Below are 20079 nucleotides of genomic sequence, written 5' to 3'. Positions count from 1 at the left end.
TATGAATGCTCAAGACCGTACCGCCCTAAACCGCCTAATTCAGTATCTCAGACCACATATTGGCCTGATTGTGGGTTCTTTATTGGCCATGGCTATCGTTGCCGGAGCCGAGACCTCAATCCCCGCTTTAATGAAGCCACTGCTCGATCGAGGCTTTACTGGGCAGCTCAATTCCAAGCTTTGGCAGGTGCCTGTTTTTCTGGTCGGCCTCGCTTTAGTTCGAAGTCTGGCGCAATTTCTCTCTAACTATTTATTGACCCGGGTTATTAACTCGGTTCTTCTCAAACTGCGTGAGCAGATGTTTCAAACGCTATTGCACGCACGGACAGTTTTCTTTCAGAAGAACTCAGCTTCTAATTTAATTAACGCCGTAGTCTTTGAAGTCAATAACGTTCTCTCGGTAATGGGTGGCATGTTAATCAGTCTAGTGAGAGACTCTCTTACTGTGATTGGCTTGATGGGTTATCTCATCTACCTCAATTGGCGTTTGACTTTAGTCGTGCTGATTATTTTCCCTGTGATTGCCTTGATTATGAGCAAGATCAATCGGCGCCTTCGTTCACTCAATCGTGAACAGCAGGCACTCACCAGTGATTTAGCTTATATCGTTGAAGAGTCAGCTGCAGGTTATAAGATCGTGAAGGTCCATGGCGCGCATGAGTATGAGATGCGACGCTTTAAAGAGAAGGCTGAGCGTTTACGTCAATTTGCCCTTAAGTCAGCAGTAGCGGGCGGCCTGAATCAACCCATCACGCAACTGATTGCCTCAATGGCTTTGTCAGTGGTGTTGGTGATTGCTTTAATGCAATCGGCTACCGAGGGTACTACGGTTGGAGGCTTTGCTGCCTTCATTACAGCGATGATGTTGGTGATCTCGCCTTTAAAGCATTTGGCCGATATCAATCAGCCTTTACAGCGCGGCTTGACTGCAGCAGAGATGGTTTTTTCAATGATGGATGAACCCATCGAGGAAGATGAATCTCGTAAAGCCAGTATGCAGTCACTGGATAAAGCCAAAGGCGCGATTCGGTTTGAGGATGTGGGCTTCTCTTATGAACAAGAAGTCGGACGCCAAGATGCTTTACGCCATGTCAATTTATCGATTCAGCCAGGAGAGATCGTTGCATTTGTTGGCCCATCTGGTGGCGGTAAGTCAACCTTGGTGAGTTTGCTACCTCGATTCTTTAAACCCACTAGCGGTGAAATTTTCTTAGACAATATTCCTCTGGAAAATATTGCTTTAGCTGATCTTCGTAAGCAGCTTGCCTTTGTGAGTCAGGATGTGATTTTGTTTAATGATTCAGTAGCGGCTAATGTTGCTTATGGCGCAACAGGTAGTGAAGGTATTGATCGTGGCCGTGTGATTGAAGCGCTTGAGGCGGCTAACCTGGGCGCTCTCATGAAAGAGTTGCCTGAGGGAATTGATACTTTGATTGGAGATAACGGTAATCGACTCTCTGGTGGTCAACGCCAACGTCTAGCAATTGCCCGCGCAATTTATAAAAATGCCCCAATTCTGATTTTGGATGAAGCGACATCGGCATTAGATTCAGAATCTGAGCGCCAAGTTCAAGATGCATTAGAAAGATTAATGACAGGCAGAACCACTTTGGTGATCGCTCATCGTCTTTCAACCATTGAGCATGCAGACCGCATTGTGGTGTTAGATCAAGGGCAAGTTGTCGAAAATGGCTCGCATGAAGAATTGATTCAGCAAGATGGCTTGTATGCTAACTTGCATCGCATTCAGTTCTCGAATGCTTGAAAACCCATTCTCAGTTAACTGAGAACAATATCGTATTGCTCTTGCCGAAAGCTCGCTTCGGCTTGTAGTTTGATGGGCTTTGCTACAAAGTCCCCAAGTCTTGCTAGGAACTGACTTTCTTCCTCAAGAAAGAGATCGATCACATCGGGCGCAGCCACAATTCGAAACTCTCTGGGATTAAATTGACGATGCTCACGCACAATCTCTCGCAAAATCTCATAGCAAATCGTTTGAGGGGTCTTCACTTCTCCTTTGCCAGCGCAGCTAGGGCAGGGCTCACAAGTGATGTGTGCCAGGGATTCACGGGTACGCTTGCGGGTCATCTCTACGAGACCCAGACTAGAAAAATCATTGACTGAAGTACGAGCATGGTCGCGCTCCAAATTGCGCTTCAGTTCGTGCAGAACGGACTCTTGATGCTCTTTGCTGAGCATATCAATGAAGTCAATAATGATGATGCCGCCTAGATTACGGAGGCGCAGTTGTCGAGCAATTGATTGGGCTGCTTCCAGGTTGGTCTTAAAGACCGTATCATCTAAATTGCGAGCCCCAACATAGCTGCCCGTATTAATATCAATGGTGGTCATGGATTCAGTTTGATCAATCATCAGATAGCCGCCAGATTTAAGATCAACCCTTCGACCGAGCGCTTTGTTAATCTCGGTATCCACATCAAATAAATCAAAGAGGGCGCGCTCCCCACGGTGCAAAGTGAGCTTACCCAATACATTGGGCATATAGTTGCTTGCAAAGGTGTTGAGCTTCTCATAATTTTCAGCTGAATCTACCCGAATTTGGGTTGTCTCTTCACCGGCTAGATCTCTAAGAACGCGTTCAGCCAGGCTGAGGTCTTGATACAACAAAGAGGGCGCTGATTTTGTTTTAGCGGCTTCGAGAATATTTTCCCAGGTGGTGCGCAGGTAATGCATATCGTGTTGCAGCTCGTTATCGGTCGCCTCTTGTGCGCTAGTGCGCACAATGATTCCACCTTTTTCATCAGCAGGCATGAGGCCAGCAAGGCGGTTTTTGATGGTTTCACGCTCTTCTGGCGCTTCAATACGCTGGGAGATGCCAATGTATTTCTCGGTACTAGGATCATTGCTATTGGGGGGTAGGTAAACCAAATTACGACCTGCAATACTTAATTGGGTAGTCAGTCTTGCCCCTTTTGTGCCTAGAGGATCCTTGAGTACTTGCACTAATAAGGTTTGGCCTTCAAAGAGAAGTTTTTCTATTTGGGTTTGTGAGTGATTTTGCAGAATATCAGCCACATGCATGAATGCAGTGCGGTCTAAACCAATTTCAATGAAGGCCGATTGCATGCCGGGTAGAACACGCGCTACTTTAGCTAGATAAATATTCCCAACAATGCCACGCTGACGGGTGCGTTCGATCTGGAGTTCTTGTACTGCTCCCTGCTGAATGAGGGCAACCCGCGTTTCTTGCGGAGTAATGTTAATTAGAATTTCTTCATTCATGGGTAGTGCTCAATGGGTATACAACTTGGGCAAGATTCAGTAATTGGGATGTCTCTGCGAGAGGTAGGCCCATGATACCGCTATAGCTTCCCGTAATCGATTCAATCAAGACGCTACCGAGTCCCTGAATCCCGTATGCTCCTGCCTTACCAAAGGCTTCCCCGGAGGCAATGTACTTGGTAATTTGGTCTTCGGATAATTTAGCAAAGGTCACTTCAGAAATTTGGACTGCTGAGACGGGTTCACTGGTGCGGCTGATTCTCAGCGCAATGGCAGTCAGAACTTGATGGGTTTTGCCACTTAAGAGTTTGAGGATGCGGTCTGCATCAATTGCATCAAAAGGTTTACCCAGAATTTCACCACCAATATGACCAGGCAGGCTCACTGTTGTGTCGGCGCATAAGATTGGGGCCCAAGGTAGTGCTCTTTCGATATGGCGCTCCAGTGCAGCAGCACTTTTGGCTAAAGTAACTCGCTTAACATAGTCATGCGCTTTTTCATTAGGATGGATAGCTTCAATACTTTCAGTATCTTCGCCTGGCGCCGGTGCGAGCATTTCATACTTCACGCCAATTTGCTTGAGTAGTTCTTGGCGACGAGGGCTTTGAGAGGCGAGGTAGATATAAGGAAACATGGCAGATTGGTTATTAAGCATTGAGCTTACTCTCGATGATACGGGTGGCCTTGCAAAATAGTCCAGGCTCGGTAGAGTTGCTCGATTAAGATAAGTCTAGCCATAGCGTGAGGTAAAGTCAGACTAGAAAGTCGCCACATTGCATGCGCTTTTTCTTTGAGGCTAGGGTCTAGACCGTCGGCGCCACCAATCAAGAAGGTGATGTCGAGCCCATCTTGGCGCCAGCTTGCGAGCTGCTTTGATAACTGTTGGGTAGTTTGATCCTTGCCGCGCTCATCTAAGGCAATGATTTGCGATCCTTTTGGAATGGCTGTCAAGATCTTGATTGCCTCTTTAGCCGGTGTGAGGTCGGGCTTAATTTCTTTAACATCAATCGCGCAGTCTGTTGGCATACGCTTAATGTAGTCATGGCTTGCCGTTGCTACCCAATCCGGCATCTTATGTCCCACGGAAACAATCGTCAGTCGCATCGTAATTGCAACTTCAGTGTATTTTTAATCAGACTCTTCGTCATCGTCACTAGCCTTAACTAAACCTCTGCTAGCAGCGAGTTTGACGCGGACGGGTTTTGCACCCCACATGCCTTCGAGTTGATAGTAAGCGCGCAGCATCGGTTGCAAGATATGAACCACAATATCACCACAATCAACTAAGACCCATTCGCCGGTCTCTAAACCTTCAATTGAGATAACTTCGCCACCCTTAGCATTCACCTCTTCTTTTACTGACATTGCAAGAGAGCGAGTCTGCCGATTGCTTGAGCCGGTGACAATGATGACGCGATCAAATAATTCGCTGAGCTTACTAGTGTCGTAAACACGAATATCTTGCGCCTTCACATCCTCTAGGGCATCAATAATGACGCGTTGTAATTTACGTAATTCCATATTTTCTCTTTAGTAATAGGCTAATCTTAGCTTGATTACCGGTATAGGCCTAGATTCGTGATAATTTCCAGCGCATGTGATGGTATGGATGCTGTTGCAAGATCATATGTTGAGGGATTCTGGAGCTGTTCTCGTAAGGCGGTTGAGGAAACATCAACTGCTAGCGTTTCATCAATAAAGATCTCGCCACAAGCATGATTCTCGAGCTCCCCAGCTGATTGGCATTGGTGCTGGGCTAAAAGCTCTGCTAAGGCTGGTGGCAATTCAGTATGTAATGAGTGCTCAGGACGGCTAGCAACTGCAAAGTTCATCAAACCTAATAAGTCTTGCCAATGCTGCCAGGTGGGTAGATTGGTAAATGCATCTGCACCCATCAGCCAAATTAGATTAGCCTGGGCGCCAAAACGTTGGCGTAGTTCTTTGGCGGTATCAATTGCGTAGCTTGGGCCTGGGCGATCTACTTCAATTTGATCGATAGCAACACGAGTTGGGATTTGCAGATATAAAAAGGCACGGGCCAAATCAATGGCTGCCGCCTCAGTTAAACGCAAACGGACACTTGCCGAGGTAATGACATTTTCTTTTTGCCAAGGATGACCACTGGGGATTAGTAGCAGTGCATCGAGCTCAAATAATTTAGCAAAGTGAGTAGCAAGCTTTAAATGACCGAGATGGGGAGGATCAAAAGTACCTCCCAATACCCCAATCTTTTTCAAAGAACCCATTTAGGCTAACCAGTCTCGAGGTTTGAGATAGCGTTCATAGAGAACAGCTTCCGGAGAGCCCGCTTCGGGTTGCCAGTTATAGTGCCACTGCACGACTGGTGGCAGAGACATCAAAATGGATTCAGTACGACCACCAGAGTGCAAGCCAAAGATCGTGCCACGATCGTAAATCAAGTTGTATTCGACATAACGACCGCGGCGATATTCCTGGAAAGATTTTTCAGCTGGTGTAAATGGTTTTTCATAGCGACGCTCAAGAATCGGCAGGTAAGCCTCAATAAAGGCATCGCCCACAGCCCGCATCATGGCAAAGCTTTGCTCAAAGGGTAGTTCATTAAAGTCGTCAAAGAAGACGCCACCAATACCGCGTGGCTCTTCGCGATGCTTGAGATAAAAATATTCATCGCACCATTTTTTAAAACGGGGATAGAGGGCTTTATCAAAGGGATCTAAAGCATTTTTAGCAGTTTGATGAAAATGTTTGCAGTCTTCATCCACGCCGTAATACGGAGTCATATCGAAGCCGCCACCAAACCACCAGATCGGATCTTTACCCTCAGCACGGGCAATGAAGCAGCGCACATTCATGTGTGTAGTTGGCGCATGGGGATTGATGGGGTGAAATACTAAAGACATTCCCATCGCCTCAAATTGGCGGCCAGCTAATTCGGGGCGGTGGTGTGTTGCTGAGGGCGGCATTTGTTTGCCATGTACATGAGAAAAACCAACGCCGGCTTTTTCTAAAATATTACCCCCTGCAAGAATGCAAGTCCGACCATAACCCTGCAGTTTGCTATCGGCAGGTTTCTGCCACTCATCTGCAACGAAGGCCTTACCATCCAATTCACTAAAAGCTTGGGTGATACGATCTTGTAGTCCTAAAAAATAGCTCTTTAGGGCTTTAGTATCAATTTGGGTTTCAGAAATACTCAAGCGTTCGCTCTCCATTTACTTAATGGCACGATAGCCAATGTCTTTGCGATATTGCATACCATCAAAATGAATCTGATCGATCGCTGCATAGGCTTTTTGCTGAGCCCCACGCACCGTATCAGCTAAACCAACCACGCAGAGAACCCGTCCACCTGAGGTCACCAGCTTGCCATCCTGTAATTTGGTTCCTGCATGAAAAGTCATTTGATCTTCAGTGTCTTCAGGAATACCTTTGATGACATCACCATTGCGAGGGGTTTCAGGGTAATTATGGGCGGCGAGCACAACGCCTAAGGCAGTGCGACGATCCCACTCGAGTTCCACTTCATTGAGCTTGCCGTCTACTGCTTGATTTAAGGTATGCACGAGATCACTGCGTAAGCGTGCCATGATAGGTTGGGTTTCAGGGTCACCCATACGGCAATTGAATTCTAAAGTTTTGATCTTGCCATCAGGCGAAATCATGAGGCCTGCGTATAAAAATCCAGTGTAAGGGATGCCATCGGCTTGCATACCTTTGACGGTAGGCATGATGACTTCACGTAAAGCGCGCGCATGAATCTCTGGGGTGACAACTGGGGCGGGGGAGTAAGCACCCATGCCACCAGTGTTAGGTCCTTGATCTGCATCGAGTAAGCGCTTGTGATCCTGGCTAGTAGCTAATGCCAACACGTTCTTACCATCCACTAGAACAATGAAGCTGGCTTCTTCGCCAGTCAGAAATTCCTCAATCACAACGCGGGCACCAGCATTGCCGAGTTTGTTATCAGCCAACATCATGTCTACTGCAGCATGTGCTTGCGCAAGATTCATGGCAACGACTACACCCTTACCAGCCGCCAGACCATCCGCCTTGATGACTATGGGCGCACCCTTGGCATCAATATAGGCATGCGCTTCTAGTGCGCTACTAAAAGTTTGATAATCCGCAGTCGGAATACCGTGGCGTTTCATAAATGCCTTAGAGAAGTCTTTTGAAGACTCTAATTGGGCTGCGAGCTGGGTAGGCCCAAAGATGCGTAAACCATTTTGCCTAAAGACATCTACTACACCAGCTGCCAAAGGGGCTTCTGGCCCAACCACCGTTAAGCCAATCTGTTCCCGTTTAGCAAAATCTGCTAAATCTTGTAAGCCTGAGATGGGGAGGTTCTCAATTCCGGCAGTAGTTTGCTTGGCCGTTGCAGTACCGCCATTACCAGGGGCTACAAATACGGTTTGTACTTGTGGGGATTGAGCAAGTTTCCAAGCCAGGGCATGTTCGCGTCCACCAGATCCAATAAGCAGAATTTTCATATGAGGTAAAGATTAAAAGGCAGCGTTAGTAAAGACTTCTTGAACATCATCGAGATTTTCTAAAACATCTAGGAGTTTTTGCATGCTCTCCGCTTGGTCTCCTTCGAGAGCAATTTCAGTTTCGGGGCGCATGGCGATCGTGGCTAACTCTGCCTTCAGGCCGGCCTTTGCAATGGCATCCTGTACCTTGGAGAAATCCGGCACGGGAGTAAGCACCTCAATAGAGCCATCATCATGTGCAATGACGTCTTCAGCGCCGGCATCAAGTGCTAGCTCCATCAGTTGATCTTCATTGATGCCAGGAGCGAATAGCATTTGACCGCAGTGTTTGAATAAGAAAGCCACTGATCCTTCCGCGCCCATGTTGCCACCATGCTTGGCAAAGGCATGACGCACTTCAGCAACAGTGCGCGTTCTATTATCAGTCATGCAATCTACAATGATTGCTGCACCATTAATACCGTAACCTTCGTAACGAATCTCTTCGTAGTTAACGCCCTCCAAAGAACCAGTGCCGCGCTGTATTGCTCTTTGCACATTGTCATTGGGCATGTTCGAGTCTTTGGCTTTATCAATCGCCAGGCGTAAGCGGGGATTGGTGGCAATGTCTCCACCACCGAGTTTGGCAGCAACAGTAATCTCTTTAATAAGTTTGGTCCAAATCTTGCCGCGTTTTTCGTCTTGACGACCTTTGCGGTGCTGAATATTGGCCCATTTTGAGTGGCCGGCCATACAGGTAAGTCCTTTAAGAATTTGGCTATAAGCCCTAATTTTAGGCAAATTCAGGAAAGGCAAGCCAAAAGCCAATGAAATCAGGCTAGGGAGGGGTCAAGTATGACTTTTTTGTTACACTCTCACCTCTTAGTTCATTTGCTGCAGAGTTGTTTCACTGCACACACCTGCCTCGGTGATGGAATTGGTAGACGTGCCGGACTCAAAATCCGGTGCCGCAAGGCGTGGCGGTTCGAGTCCGCCCCGAGGCACCAAATACACATGCCCTGTCGACCGCGGGGCATTTTTCTTTTGTTCTTTTGTTAGGTATACTTGTACAATATATAGAACAAGTAGGAGTTTCAAAATGCGCGTCATTAATTTCTCTGATGCTAGAAATCAATTTAAGCAAGTGATCGATCAAGTTGTCGCTGACTCTGATGTAACTATTATTTCTCGAAGAGACGCTGAAGATGCTGTGGTGATGTCTTTGGATACCTATAACAGCATGATGGAAACAGTCCATTTATTAAAATCTCCCGCTAACGTAAAACATCTGGAGAAATCATTGGCGCAATATCGTAAAGGTCAAACCAAAGCCAAGGCTTTAGTGGATGAGAAGTGATTTAGTATGGACCTCTGCTGCTTGGTCCGATTATCTATATTGGCAGGGACAAGATAAAAAAACACTTAAGCGCATCAATCTTTTGATCAAAGATGCGATACGCAATCCGGCAGAGGGTATCGGTAAGCCCGAGGCTTTGAAAGAAAATCTATCCGGCTTATGGTCTAGACGCATTGATGATGTAAATCGCTTGGTCTACGTAATCGAGAAAGACCAGTTAGTCATCATTGCTTGCCGATATCACTACAGTTAGCCCCCTCAAATCTCGTAGTTCTCAGACTCGCTCGACATCGCCTGCTCAACAATCTTGCGTGTGAGGGTTGGCGAGAAGAGTTCAATGAAGGTGTAGACAAAAGATCTTAGGTAGGCACCCTGCTTAACGCCAAGGTGAGTTACGTTGTTGCCAAAGAGATGTCCAACAGGAAGCACTTTGAGATTGCGATCTCTATCTGGATCGTAAGCAAGTCCAGCAACAATACCTACACCCATACCAGCCTCAACATACGTTTTAATCACGTCCGCATCAATGGCTTCGAGCAAGATATCTGGAGTTAAATTCCTTTGTGCAAAAGCAGCATCAATCTTGCTGCGTCCTGCAAAGGCTTTGTCATAGGTAATGATGGGATATTTGGCGAGCTCTTCGAGCGTAATGCTAGCTTGATTTAATAGAGGATGACTCAGGGGCACCATCACTACGTGTTGCCACTGGTAGCCGGGCAGGGCGAGAACGCCTGGAGTGTTCGCAATGCCCTCAGTAGCAATCGCAATATCTGCGCGGTCCTGGGTCAATAGTTCGGCGATCTGTCCAGGGTTACCTTGCTGAATGCTGACCCGCACTTTCGGGAAGCGTTTAGTAAATTCGCTTAGGACTTTGGGTAAGGCATAACGAGCTTGGGTATGGGTAGTGGCAATGACTAAGTTGCCTTGATCTTGAGTTGCGAATTCTTTACCGACCCGTTTTAGTGTTTCTACTTCATCCAAGATGCGTTCAATCGATTGCAAGATTCTCTTGCCAGGCTCGGTGAGCGAGCGAATTCTTTTACCGTGGCGACGAAAGATCTCAACACCAAGTTCATCTTCTAACTCAATGATGGCCTTGGATACTCCAGGCTGAGAAGTAAATAAAGCCTTAGCCGCCGAAGTCAGGTTGAAATTTTGTCTAACCGCTTCTCGTACAAAACGAAATTGGTGCAGATTCATAGGGATTCCAATCTTATATATCTACAGAGATATAGGAATCAAATTCTAAATTATTTTTGGGTATTAAGCCCGAGAAACGAGACGTAGGGCAGCAAAGGCTAGGAAAAGATACAGCAGGGGCGGAATGAGGGCGGTTAGAAGAGCAGGCCAAGAGCCCAGTAAGCCCACATTGGAAAAGAGTGAGTTGAATAATTGAAAGCTCATGCCCAACATAATTCCGCCGAACACTTTGACTCCAACGCTGCCAGCCCTGACTTTCAAATAGGCGAATGGCAGGGCTAGGGCGAGCATCACAAAGATTGTGAAAGGGTAGATCACTTTTTTCCAGAAAGCAATTGAGTGGCGCTGAGCATCTTGTTTGTTTTCACGCAGATGAGAAATAAATTGCGAGAGACTGAAGATCGACATTTTTTCTGGGCTAATCAGAAGTACACCCAAAATTTGTGGCGTGACTTCAGACTCTAGAGTCAACTGGGGGTAGCGCAGAATTTGAGTTGAATAGATTGGATTAAGGGGATCTGCTTGTTTGGTTTCTTTGAAGCGCGTTTCAGTGACGTTCTGCAGCGCCCACATACCGCGATCCTCGAAGTGGCCAGACTCTGCACTGCGAATCGATAGCAGTCGATAGTTGGGATCAAATTCATACATGCGGATATTGCGTGCTTGATTGTCTTTATCTACCGTGCCGACATTGACATAGCGTACCCCAGGACGAATGGGCCCATTGCCATCCTCATCACGCAGGCGATCTTTTACCCAGACGCCGGTTTTGAGCTCAGAGCCATAAGATGAACCTAAAGCCTTCATGCGAACTTGCTCCGATATCGCTTCGGTATAGGGCCCTAGCCATTCACTCATGACTAAGGTGAGAACAATTAAAGGTAAAGAAATTTTGGCTAAGGTAATTAATCCTCTGCGGATATCCAAACCTGCAATCCGCAAAATAGTGAACTCAGATTGACTGGCTAACATAGCAAAGACATAAATACTGCCAATCAGAGCTGCAATCGGTATGATTTCAGAAATACGACCTGGAGCTTTGAGTAGGATATGTAATAGCGCAATCGGCAAAGTGTATTGCGCATTAACAGAACCTAGCTCACTTAAGATATCGAAGAATAAGAAGAGTGCAACGAGCGCAAATAAAATAAAGCCAAAGGCAGCATAAATCTGCTTCGCTAAATATCGCTCGAAAATATATGGAAAGAGGGTTCTCATGACTTGGCCATGCTGGCTGGCAATTGACGTTGCCACCATTTAAGAGAGGGATTAATACGATTACGAATCAACGCCGTAGCAATCAGTAAGGCCAAAAGATGAATTGGCCAAGCCCCAATAAAGACATTCATCTTGCCTGAAGCAACAAAGTTTTGCGTGAGGTTTAAGAGGTTGCTGTAAATCAGATAGATGAGCACTGCGTAAAACATCGCCGTATAGCTACCCAGCCTGGGGTTGACATATGCCAACGGAATCGCAATAAGTACTAGCCCCAAAGCCATTAGTGGCAAACCAATGCGCCACATGAGCTCTGCACGATTGGCGTTCATGCTATTTGGATCTTGATCGGTAATGAGTTCGAGAACTGTTTTTTCTCGATCACGGGGCGCAGGAGTAAGCGCTTCCTTACTGCGAATCTTGGTGCTGTATTCATCAAACTCCAGAATTCGAAAATCAGGCTGTGTAGGAGTTCCTTCGTAGCGCCTACCATTATTGAGGACGATGGACTTTTCACCGCCCTCAGAATTTTGAATATAGCCCGTTGCTGCAACAGCCACACTTAGGCGACCATTTTTGTTATCCGCTACAAAGACATTTTTCACTTCACTTTTCTTGAGATCCAATTCTTCAATAAAGAAGACCCGTTGTGCTCTGGCAGATTCTTTAAATTGGCCTGCTGCGATCATCGAAACATCATCACGTTGCTGAAAGCGTTGACTAATCAGAGTGGACTCACGATTGGCCCAAGGCCAAACAAAAAGTGCTAATAAGGCAATGATGATGAGAAGAGGGGCGGCAAATCTCAGAATCGGTTTAATGAGATTGGTGATGCTTAAGCCGCTTGCAAACCAGACAATCATCTCTGAATCTTTGTACCAGCGTACCAAGACAATGAGAACAGCTACAAATAGGGACACTGTTAACAAGACTGCTAAGTAGCTTAGTGTGGCGAGCGTAATGAGCACCAAGACATCTTCTGGGTTGACATTGCCATTGGCAGCCATTCCCAATACCCGAATCACCAAGGTCGTGATCATGATGGTGACGAGCACCAAAAAGACTGCCCCAGTTGTAAAGCTGAGTTCGCGGCGAAGGGCTTGTTTAAAAATCATGCAGATTGTTTGGGTAAATATGGCATTCTCGCTAGGATAAAGCCTTCGCCGGGCTCTCGGAGGATAATAGACAAATTCACCGATTTGACCTCTAGATACCTTAAGAAATCATGACCATTCAATTTAGTAGCAAAGTTTTTGCGCAAGCTGACTTATCCAGCCCCAAACTCCTCAAGGCGGGATTAAGTAGCCTGCTTACCCAAAGTACCGACTGCCTTGTTTTGGCATACTCCCAGGCGCAATTGAATACCTTGACCAAAAGTGGTTTACTCAAGGAGCTTGATGGTCTCTTGGGTGGAGCAGTCAAACTGGCCAAAGAGGCTGGAGACTTAGAAGACAAGCAAAGCGCCATATGTCTCTTGCGTGCCGATAAGTCTTGGCCTGCAAACGTCAAAGCCAAGAGATTGCTATTGGTTGGCTTGGGTGAATTGGGTGCAAAAGAAGCCAATACTTTGCTCGCGTATTCCAAAGTTGCTCGCACAGCTTTAAAGGCATTGAGTAACGGACCGATCACAAATGCTGTTTGGTTCATGCCCAGTTTTGTGACTGAGGCGCATCAATTTGGCGAGCAGGTACGTGTTACTTTGCAATTAGCAGGTGATCAAGCCTACCGCTTTGGTGTGCGCCAGCCTGCCATGAAATTTAAGGCCAAAGATAAAGCAGACCCATTTAATCATCTAATAATTGCATGTAATAACACCTTTGCAAAAGAATTGAAGTTGGCGGTGACTGAGGGTAGTGCGATGGTTGAAGGAATGGATTTGGCCAAAGATTTAGGAAATCTCCCTCCTAATATTTGTACACCAACATATTTAGCAAAAACCGCACAAGGTCTAGCAAAGAAAGTTCCCCTCAAAGTGGAGGTGTTGGGTCAGAAACAATTAGAGGCTTTAGGAATGGGTTCTTTTCTGTCGGTAGCAAAAGGTTCTGATACGCCACCACAATTCATCATCATGCGCCACCAAGGTGGGAAGCCAAGTGAAGCACCAATTGTATTGGTTGGTAAAGGGATTACGTTTGATACTGGCGGCATTTCCTTAAAGCCTGGTGAGGCGATGGATGAGATGAAGTACGACATGTGTGGGGCTGCATCGGTCATCGGTACCCTATATGCAAGCGCCCTTATGAAGCTCGGTAAAAATGTGATTGGCGTGATTCCGACTTGCGAGAACATGCCATCTGGTCGCGCTTCTAGGCCTGGCGATATCGTGAAGAGTATGTCTGGTCAAACTATTGAGATTTTGAATACTGACGCAGAAGGACGCCTCATTCTGTGCGATGCCTTAACTTACGTTGAGCGCTTTAAGCCTCGGGCAGTCATTGATATTGCCACTTTGACAGGGGCTTGTGTCATTGCTTTGGGTCATGTGCATAGTGGACTTTTCTCGGATGATCAAGGTTTGGTAGATGGTTTAACAAAAGCAGGTTATGCCTCTTTGGATACTGTTTGGCGTTTACCTTTAGATGCAGCGTATCAAGAGCAGCTCAAATCCAATTTTGCGGATGTCGCCAATATTGGCGGTAGACCAGCTGGTAGTGTCACGGCAGCTTGTTTTTTAGCGCGCTTTACTGAGAAATACAAATGGGCGCACTTAGACATTGCGGGTACTGCATGGAAGAGTGGGGCTGCTAAAGGCTCCACCGGAAGACCAGTACCTTTATTGGTGAATTTCCTCTTAGAGCAATAAGTAGGGCAAAGAGAGCAAGGACTCAATACAATTTTTATGGCGCGCATTGATTTTCATTTCAACGTGAATGACAAGTATGAGTACGCTTGTCGTTTAACGCGCAAAATTTGGAGTGCGAGTGCTGCAGGAGAGCCAGTTCGTAATATCGTGATGGTGGGTAATACAGCCGATTTAAAAAAACTCGATGCTGTACTGTGGAGTTTTAGTCCAAGCGATTTCTTGCCACACTGCTTTATCGATGATGAAGCAGCAGTCGATACACCCATCGTCATGACAGAAGATTTTGCCTCACCCTCTTTGGCAAACATTCCGCATGCTGATGTCTTGATTCATTTAGGCATGAATATGCCAAAAGATGTAGCGACGCTGGTCGAGCGCTTTCCCCGTATTGTGGAATTGGTAACCGTCAATGAAGCAGAGCGCCTGGCTGGAAGAGAGCGCTATAAAGCCTATCGAGACTTAGGGCATGAGTTGTTCAACTTCGATCAATCTAAACCGGAAAGCAAGTCTTAATTCCTTTTATGTTGATCCACCCACAGTTTGACCCCGCTGCAATTCGGATTGGTTCCTTTGCAATCCATTGGTATGGCTTGATGTATCTCATGGCCTTTGCCCAATTTTTAGTCTTAGGACGTTTGCGGATTAGCTCTCCCCAATATCAAACTCTGGGATGGTCTTATAAAGACTTAGAAGATTTACTGTTCGCTGGTGTGCTCGGTGTAGTTTTGGGCGGCCGCTTAGGTTATACCTTGTTCTATCAACCCGGCTTTTATCTCACGCATCCCTTGAATATTCTTAAGCTATGGGAAGGCGGCATGTCTTTTCATGGTGGTTTGCTAGGCGTGATTCTGGCAATGCTCTGGTTTGCGCATCGTCATAAAACCACCTTTTTTGTTGTGAGTGACTTGGTTGCGCCGCTGGTCCCATTTGGTTTAGCCTTTGGCCGACTGGGGAACTTCATTAACGGCGAGCTTTGGGGTAGGCCTACTGATCTGCCGTGGGCAATGATCTTTCCTCAGGTGGATATGCTGCCGCGCCATCCCTCTCAAATCTACCAATTCTTGGGCGAAGGCATTTTGCTAGGAGTCATTTTGTGGATTTTTTCGAGCAAACCTCGCCCGCTTGGTCAAGTCTCGGGTTTGTTCTTGCTTGGATATGGAGCCTGTCGTTTCTTGGCAGAGTTTGCACGTGAACCTGACGCCTTTTTAGGCTTACTGGGATTGGGTTTATCGATGGGGCAGTGGCTCTCACTCCCCATGATTTTTTTGGGTTTTTACCTTATAGTGAGACCAAATACCCAGAAAGTTGACTAAAAGCCGCTAAAACCTCAAAGTTTTATTGAGACTGTCGCTAATTTCTGGATTGATGTGTTGTAACCATTTATTTATCGAATTAGAGAGACAGATATGCTGGAAAAGATCGCCAAAGCCCGTAATTTATCGCGTGTAAATAATGCGGTAAAGCGCATGATCTCCGAACGTGGCGAATCGAATGCTGTCAGCATGGCCGATGATGTTGTGAACGGTTATCGCAAGCTTAGTAAAGATCAACACGTCGCCTTCTTCACTTTTTTATTCGAGAAATTAAATCCCGATACTGATCTCGTGATGACTGCTGCGCAAAATTTTGCTGCAGACTCCAATGCCCGAAACTACATTCGTTTGCAACGCGTCGTTGAGTCTCCTCGGCAAGAGTTGTTTCGTCGTTTAAATCGTGCTAGTGAAGGTACTGCTGCAGTAGTACAAATGCGCCGAGATCTCTTGCAAGTTTTAGACAAGAAACCTGAATTAACTGCGGTTGACTTTGATATGCGGCACCTGCTGTCTTCTTGGTTTAATCCTGGATTTTTGAAGATGCACCGCGTGGACTGGAAGTCTCCTGCTGAAGTCCTAGAGAAATTGATTCAACACGAAGCAGTTCATGCGATTGATGGCTGGGATGATTTGCGTCGTCGCCTACAACCAGATCGTCGTTGTTTTGCTTTCTTTCATCCCCAACTTCCTAATGAACCCCTGATCTTCGTTGAGGTTGCATTACTCCCAGAAGTTCCAGCAGTCATTACACCCTTGGTCGACAAAAAGGCTGAGACCAATGATCAAGTATCTCAATTTAAAGTTGCAGCTTTTTACTCAATTAGTAACTGCGAACCCGGATTGCGTGGCGTATCGATGGGTAACTTTTTAATCAAGCGCGTAGCTGAGCAATTGCATGCAGAATTTCCGGGGTTAAAAACCTTTGTGACCTTATCGCCGATTCCGGGATTCATGGATTGGGTGGCGGCGGGCGCGAATCTTGGCCAGGGTGTTCCTGAAGATCGCTTGAAGCCTGCCATTAAAGCAACACGAGATCAAGCGTTAGCAACGCTAAAGTTAGATAGTCAATCTTGGACGGAGCGCTTAAGCGCAGGTTGGCATCCTGATCAGGCATCCGAAAAAGAAAATGAAGCACTCATGTCTCTAGCGAGTATTTATTTAGGCCTCGTCTCAACAGGGCGGGATGGCAATCCTGTCGCCAAATTCCATTTGGGTAATGGCGCAAAACTGCACCAGATTAACTGGGCGGGCGATCTATCTCGTAAGGGTTTACGTCAATCGGCTGGCCTGATGGTCAACTACTTATATGACCTTTCTTCCGTTGAGGATAATCATGAGCGCTTTGCCAATGGTGAGGTGATTTCTAGCAGGGCAGTGAGTAAGTTAATGACGGCTTAGAGGGTTTAGGAGGCGCTTAGACCCCTTTCAGGCGGTTTATGCCTGAATAGATGAAGCCTCAAGAATCAAGTTTAAAATGACAGAATTATTAATAGTAGCGAATGTAGTTTGATTATTTGATAAAAAACAGGGTCAGCAATTTCTGTAAGCAAAGACCCACAGGAGAACAAAATGACAGATTCAAAAGAAATTAGTCAGTTACGCCGCCAAATTCTATTGGGTGCCGCTGGTGCATCATTAGCGGGATACAACTTGCCAACTTGGGCTCAGGGCGCATCACAGACCCTCAAAATTTCCCATCAATTTCCAAGTGGTACAGACTTCCGTGATCGTCTTTGCAAAAAATTTGCTGATGAAGTCACCAAGAGAACCAAAGGTGCTTTGAAGTTTGATGTGTATCCACAATCTTCTTTAATGAAGACCAATGCGCAATTTAGTGCGCTTCGCAAAGGCGCTTTGGATTTCAGTTTCTATCCAATGCCTTATGCCGGTGGTGAAGTAGTTGAAGCCAATATTGGTTTAATGCCAGGTTTGGTAACGAGTTACGAGCAGGGTGCGAAGTGGAAGAATGCTGAAGTAGGCAAGATTCTCAATAAAGTGATGGAATCTAAGGGCATCATCATTGTGAGCTGGGTCTGGCAAGCGGGTGGCGTAGCTACTCGTACGGGCCCTATTATTGTTCCTGAGGATATTAAAGGCGTTAAGGTCCGCGGCGGTAGTCGTGAGTTTGATGCGATGTTGAAGGCTGCTGGCGGTTCAGTGATGACTTCGATTCCATCTAATGAAGTGTATCAAGCGATGCAGGCTGGGTCATTAGAAGCCGCCTACACTTCGTCAGCCAGTTTGATGTCGTTTAAGCTGGCTGAACTAAGTAAAAACTTTACTAGCGCCAAAATGAAATCGTATTGGTACATGCTAGAACCACTCATGATGTCCAAAATGGTATTTGATGCATTGCCAGCCAATCAGCGCGAAATCATCATGGCTGTTGGTGCTGATATGGAAAAATTTGGTACTGAGCAAGCGAAGTTGGACGATATCGATGCGTCGATTGCTTTTGCTAAGGCGGGCAACAAGGTATTCGAGCTAGATAGCTCTGTTGTTGAGAAATGGAAAGCTGTTGCTAAGCCATCCGCTTGGAAAGAATTCTCCGAGCGAAATGAAACTTGTGCAGCAATGATGCGTTCCGCAGAGAAAATTACTTAATTATGTTTAAGCTTCTTGAGATTGCTGACAAAGGCATGTCGGCGATAAATAAATGCCTAGTATTGCTGGGATCTATTGCCCTAATGGCGGCAGCCCTTATCTTGACCTACAGTGTTGTTTCACGGGGTGTATTTCATGCCGCTAACGACTGGCAAGATGAAGCAGCTTTATTCTGCTTGGTCGGAGTGACGTTTTTATGTAGCTCCTACGTTCAAGAAAAACGTGGCCACATTGGCATCTCAGCAATTGAAGGTTTATTGCCTCACCATGTCAATCGCATCAGAGGTATTGTGATTGACATTATTTCCTGCTTATTTTTTACCTTCTTTTCGGTTAAGACTTGGGATTTATTGGTCGAGGCTTGGGTCGATGGTCAGGTAACAAATTCCACTTGGGCTCCTTCTTTGTGGATTCCCTATGCCATGATGTTTGCTGGCATGGCTTTACTCAGCTTCCAATTATTTTTACAAATCTTTGTCAGAAAGCATGTGGCTACTGATGTTCTAAGTCGGGGTCACTAATCATGTCAGTCTTAACTCTTGGTCTAATATTTGGTGTAGTAACGCTGCTCATCATGTTCTCCGGAATTTCCATTGCATTTGCTTTGGGAATCGTCGCGATTATCTTTATGTACTTCTTCATGCCTGCATCTTCACTAGATACAGTTGCGCAAAATGTCTATGAAGAAATGTCGAGTATTACCTTAATGTCGATCCCGCTCTTCATTTTGAAGGGGGCGGCAATTGGACGCTCACGCGCCGGTAAAGATCTCTACGATGCATTGCATGTTTGGATGGGTAAAGTGCCAGGCGGCTTAGGCGTTGCTAACGTGTTTGCTTGCGCGTTGTTCGCTGCAATGGCTGGGTCAAGCCCAGCAACTTGCTCGGCGATTGGTAGTGCAGGTATCCCAGAAATGCGTAAACGTGGCTACTCTCCTGGCTTTGCTGCGGGCATTATTGCTGCGGGTGGAACCTTAGGTATTTTGTTGCCACCATCGATTACGATGATTTTGTATTCCGTTGCATCCGAACAGTCGCTTGGTCGTTTGTTCTTGGCGGCGATTGGCCCCGGCGTGATGTTGGTCATTTTCTTCTCGATGTATACCATCATGCGTTTCCGTAAGGAATATGCGAGTGCGTACGAAGCATATAACTTGAACTCTGCTGTGACTTCGCCGATCCTTGATCGTCACACTTACACCATGCAGCAAAAGATCAGCGCCTTACCTCGAGTGCTACCATTTTTGGTTCTCTTGATTGGTGTGATGGTTGCCCTTTACGGCGGCTATGCCACTCCAGCTGAGACTGCTGGTCTAGGCGCCGTATTCGCTTTCGTGTTGATCGCTTTAATTTACGGGATGTGGCGCTTCAAAGATTTATATCCTTTGCTGGACGTCACCATTCGAGAGTCTGCCATGCTGATGTTCATTATTGGTATGTCTTTGCTATTTGCTAACGTCATGAGTTATTTGCACTTGAGTCAGTCGGCAGCGCAAGCCATCGTGGATTTGCATACCTCACGCTGGTTGCTCTTAGCAGCGATTCTATTGATGGTCGTGGTATTGGGCTTCTTCTTACCACCAGTCTCGATCATTTTGATGACTTCACCAATCTTCCTGCCACCACTACGTGCTGCTGGGTTTGACCTCATTTGGTTCGGTGTAGTGATGACAATTGTGATGGAAACTGGCCTGATTCATCCGCCAGTGGGCTTGAATATTTTCGTCATTAAGAATATCGCTCCAGATATTACGCTGCGAGAGATCATTTTTGGTGTGATGCCTTTTGTAGCAATTATGATTTTCTCAGTGGTCCTGCTGTGCTTCTTCCCAGAAATCTCCACCGGTCTCTCAGACTGGGTAATGGGCCCACCGCTCTCGTAATTTAGATTTAA

At 46.3% G+C, this 20079-nt stretch carries 20 protein-coding genes, 1 tRNA gene and 1 pseudogene; 11 read left to right on the top strand and 11 right to left on the bottom strand.

The genetic code is table 11. From position 1 onward, the window contains the following. Position 1 precedes the first annotated feature (1 nt). Positions 2-1765 (top strand): lipid A export permease/ATP-binding protein MsbA, encoded by a 1764-nt coding sequence (msbA, locus tag Pas1_RS06900; protein WP_112294854.1) that lies wholly within the window; start codon positions 2-4, stop codon positions 1763-1765. 14 nt (positions 1766-1779) lie between these two features. On the opposite strand, the gene rng is transcribed toward msbA, so the two are convergent. From rng to Pas1_RS06860, 8 genes and pseudogenes are all read right to left on the bottom strand, one after another. Next, on the bottom strand, positions 1780-3243 hold the full coding sequence (rng, locus tag Pas1_RS06895) for a ribonuclease G (RefSeq protein WP_112294853.1): 1464 nt from the start codon (positions 3241-3243) through the stop codon (positions 1780-1782). After that, positions 3236-3898, bottom strand: a complete 663-nt coding sequence (locus Pas1_RS06890; protein WP_225971597.1) for a Maf family protein — start codon at positions 3896-3898, stop codon at positions 3236-3238. The genes rng and Pas1_RS06890 overlap by 8 nt, the downstream gene beginning before the upstream one ends. Before the next feature lie 5 nt (positions 3899-3903). Further along, positions 3904-4347: a 23S rRNA (pseudouridine(1915)-N(3))-methyltransferase RlmH gene (gene rlmH / locus Pas1_RS06885; protein ID WP_112294852.1), complete on the bottom strand. Its 444-nt coding sequence runs from the start codon at positions 4345-4347 to the stop codon at positions 3904-3906. A gap of 27 nt (positions 4348-4374) precedes the next feature. Then, positions 4375-4764, bottom strand: a pseudogene (gene rsfS, locus Pas1_RS06880) (ribosome silencing factor); the annotation flags it as partial. A gap of 35 nt (positions 4765-4799) precedes the next feature. Beyond that, positions 4800-5489, bottom strand: coding sequence for a nicotinate (nicotinamide) nucleotide adenylyltransferase (gene nadD, locus Pas1_RS06875; protein WP_112294851.1), 690 nt, complete (start codon positions 5487-5489; stop codon positions 4800-4802). Continuing rightward, positions 5490-6401: an oxygen-dependent coproporphyrinogen oxidase gene (gene hemF / locus Pas1_RS06870; protein ID WP_112209412.1), complete on the bottom strand. Its 912-nt coding sequence runs from the start codon at positions 6399-6401 to the stop codon at positions 5490-5492. It abuts the gene before it with no gap. A gap of 36 nt (positions 6402-6437) precedes the next feature. After that, positions 6438-7715, bottom strand: a complete 1278-nt coding sequence (gene purD / locus Pas1_RS06865; RefSeq protein WP_112208914.1) for a phosphoribosylamine--glycine ligase — start codon at positions 7713-7715, stop codon at positions 6438-6440. 12 nt (positions 7716-7727) lie between these two features. Continuing rightward, positions 7728-8447: a YebC/PmpR family DNA-binding transcriptional regulator gene (locus Pas1_RS06860; RefSeq protein WP_112237704.1), complete on the bottom strand. Its 720-nt coding sequence runs from the start codon at positions 8445-8447 to the stop codon at positions 7728-7730. A gap of 169 nt (positions 8448-8616) precedes the next feature. Between Pas1_RS06860 and Pas1_RS06855 the strand changes: the two genes are divergently transcribed. The 3 genes from Pas1_RS06855 to Pas1_RS06845 all read left to right on the top strand — a co-directional run bounded on the left by Pas1_RS06855 (position 8617) and on the right by Pas1_RS06845 (position 9304). Continuing rightward, positions 8617-8701 (top strand) — tRNA-Leu (locus tag Pas1_RS06855). A 92-nt stretch (positions 8702-8793) separates the two neighbouring features. Beyond that, positions 8794-9051 carry a type II toxin-antitoxin system Phd/YefM family antitoxin gene (locus Pas1_RS06850; protein WP_112203281.1) on the top strand — a complete coding sequence of 86 codons (258 nt, stop codon included), beginning with the start codon at positions 8794-8796 and terminating at the stop codon, positions 9049-9051. Continuing rightward, a complete protein-coding gene (locus tag Pas1_RS06845; protein ID WP_112203283.1) occupies positions 9041-9304 on the top strand; it encodes a Txe/YoeB family addiction module toxin in 264 nt (87 codons plus the stop codon). Before Pas1_RS06850 ends, Pas1_RS06845 begins: the two co-directional genes overlap by 11 nt. 5 nt (positions 9305-9309) lie before the next feature. On the opposite strand, the gene Pas1_RS06840 is transcribed toward Pas1_RS06845, so the two are convergent. The 3 genes from Pas1_RS06840 to lptF all read right to left on the bottom strand — a co-directional run bounded on the left by Pas1_RS06840 (position 9310) and on the right by lptF (position 12581). Continuing rightward, a complete protein-coding gene (locus Pas1_RS06840; protein WP_112203285.1) occupies positions 9310-10251 on the bottom strand; it encodes a CysB family HTH-type transcriptional regulator in 942 nt (313 codons plus the stop codon). A gap of 63 nt (positions 10252-10314) precedes the next feature. Continuing rightward, positions 10315-11469 (bottom strand): LPS export ABC transporter permease LptG, encoded by a 1155-nt coding sequence (lptG, locus tag Pas1_RS06835; protein WP_112208915.1) that lies wholly within the window; start codon positions 11467-11469, stop codon positions 10315-10317. Next, positions 11466-12581 (bottom strand): LPS export ABC transporter permease LptF, encoded by a 1116-nt coding sequence (gene lptF, locus Pas1_RS06830; protein WP_112294850.1) that lies wholly within the window; start codon positions 12579-12581, stop codon positions 11466-11468. The genes lptG and lptF overlap by 4 nt, the downstream gene beginning before the upstream one ends. 116 nt (positions 12582-12697) lie before the next feature. Between lptF and Pas1_RS06825 the strand changes: the two genes are divergently transcribed. The 7 genes from Pas1_RS06825 to Pas1_RS06795 all read left to right on the top strand — a co-directional run bounded on the left by Pas1_RS06825 (position 12698) and on the right by Pas1_RS06795 (position 20068). Beyond that, the gene (locus Pas1_RS06825; RefSeq protein WP_404824879.1) at positions 12698-14269 is read left to right on the top strand and encodes a leucyl aminopeptidase; all 1572 of its coding nucleotides are present in this window, start codon (positions 12698-12700) and stop codon (positions 14267-14269) included. Between the two features lie 36 nt (positions 14270-14305). Continuing rightward, positions 14306-14782 carry a DNA polymerase III subunit chi gene (locus tag Pas1_RS06820; RefSeq protein WP_112294848.1) on the top strand — a complete coding sequence of 159 codons (477 nt, stop codon included), beginning with the start codon at positions 14306-14308 and terminating at the stop codon, positions 14780-14782. Positions 14783-14790: 8 nt separating this feature from the next. Beyond that, positions 14791-15582: a prolipoprotein diacylglyceryl transferase gene (lgt, locus tag Pas1_RS06815; RefSeq protein WP_112294847.1), complete on the top strand. Its 792-nt coding sequence runs from the start codon at positions 14791-14793 to the stop codon at positions 15580-15582. A 93-nt stretch (positions 15583-15675) separates the two neighbouring features. After that, a complete protein-coding gene (locus Pas1_RS06810) occupies positions 15676-16980 on the top strand; it encodes a malonyl-CoA decarboxylase (RefSeq protein WP_112294846.1) in 1305 nt (434 codons plus the stop codon). A 171-nt stretch (positions 16981-17151) separates the two neighbouring features. Beyond that, entirely contained in the window at positions 17152-18186 is a 1035-nt protein-coding gene (dctP, locus tag Pas1_RS06805; RefSeq protein ID WP_112294845.1) for a TRAP transporter substrate-binding protein DctP, read from the top strand. 2 nt (positions 18187-18188) lie between these two features. Then, entirely contained in the window at positions 18189-18707 is a 519-nt protein-coding gene (locus Pas1_RS06800) for a TRAP transporter small permease (RefSeq protein WP_225971596.1), read from the top strand. A 2-nt stretch (positions 18708-18709) separates the two neighbouring features. After that, positions 18710-20068, top strand: a complete 1359-nt coding sequence (locus tag Pas1_RS06795; protein WP_112294844.1) for a TRAP transporter large permease — start codon at positions 18710-18712, stop codon at positions 20066-20068. The last annotated feature ends 11 nt before the right edge of the window (positions 20069-20079 follow it).

It is taken from the genome of Polynucleobacter paneuropaeus (assembly GCF_003261235.1).
GTDB classification, from domain to species: Bacteria; Pseudomonadota; Gammaproteobacteria; order Burkholderiales; family Burkholderiaceae; genus Polynucleobacter; species Polynucleobacter paneuropaeus.
The sequence above is the reverse complement of the archived record's forward strand: the minus strand, read 5'-3'. Positions and strand labels throughout refer to the sequence as shown.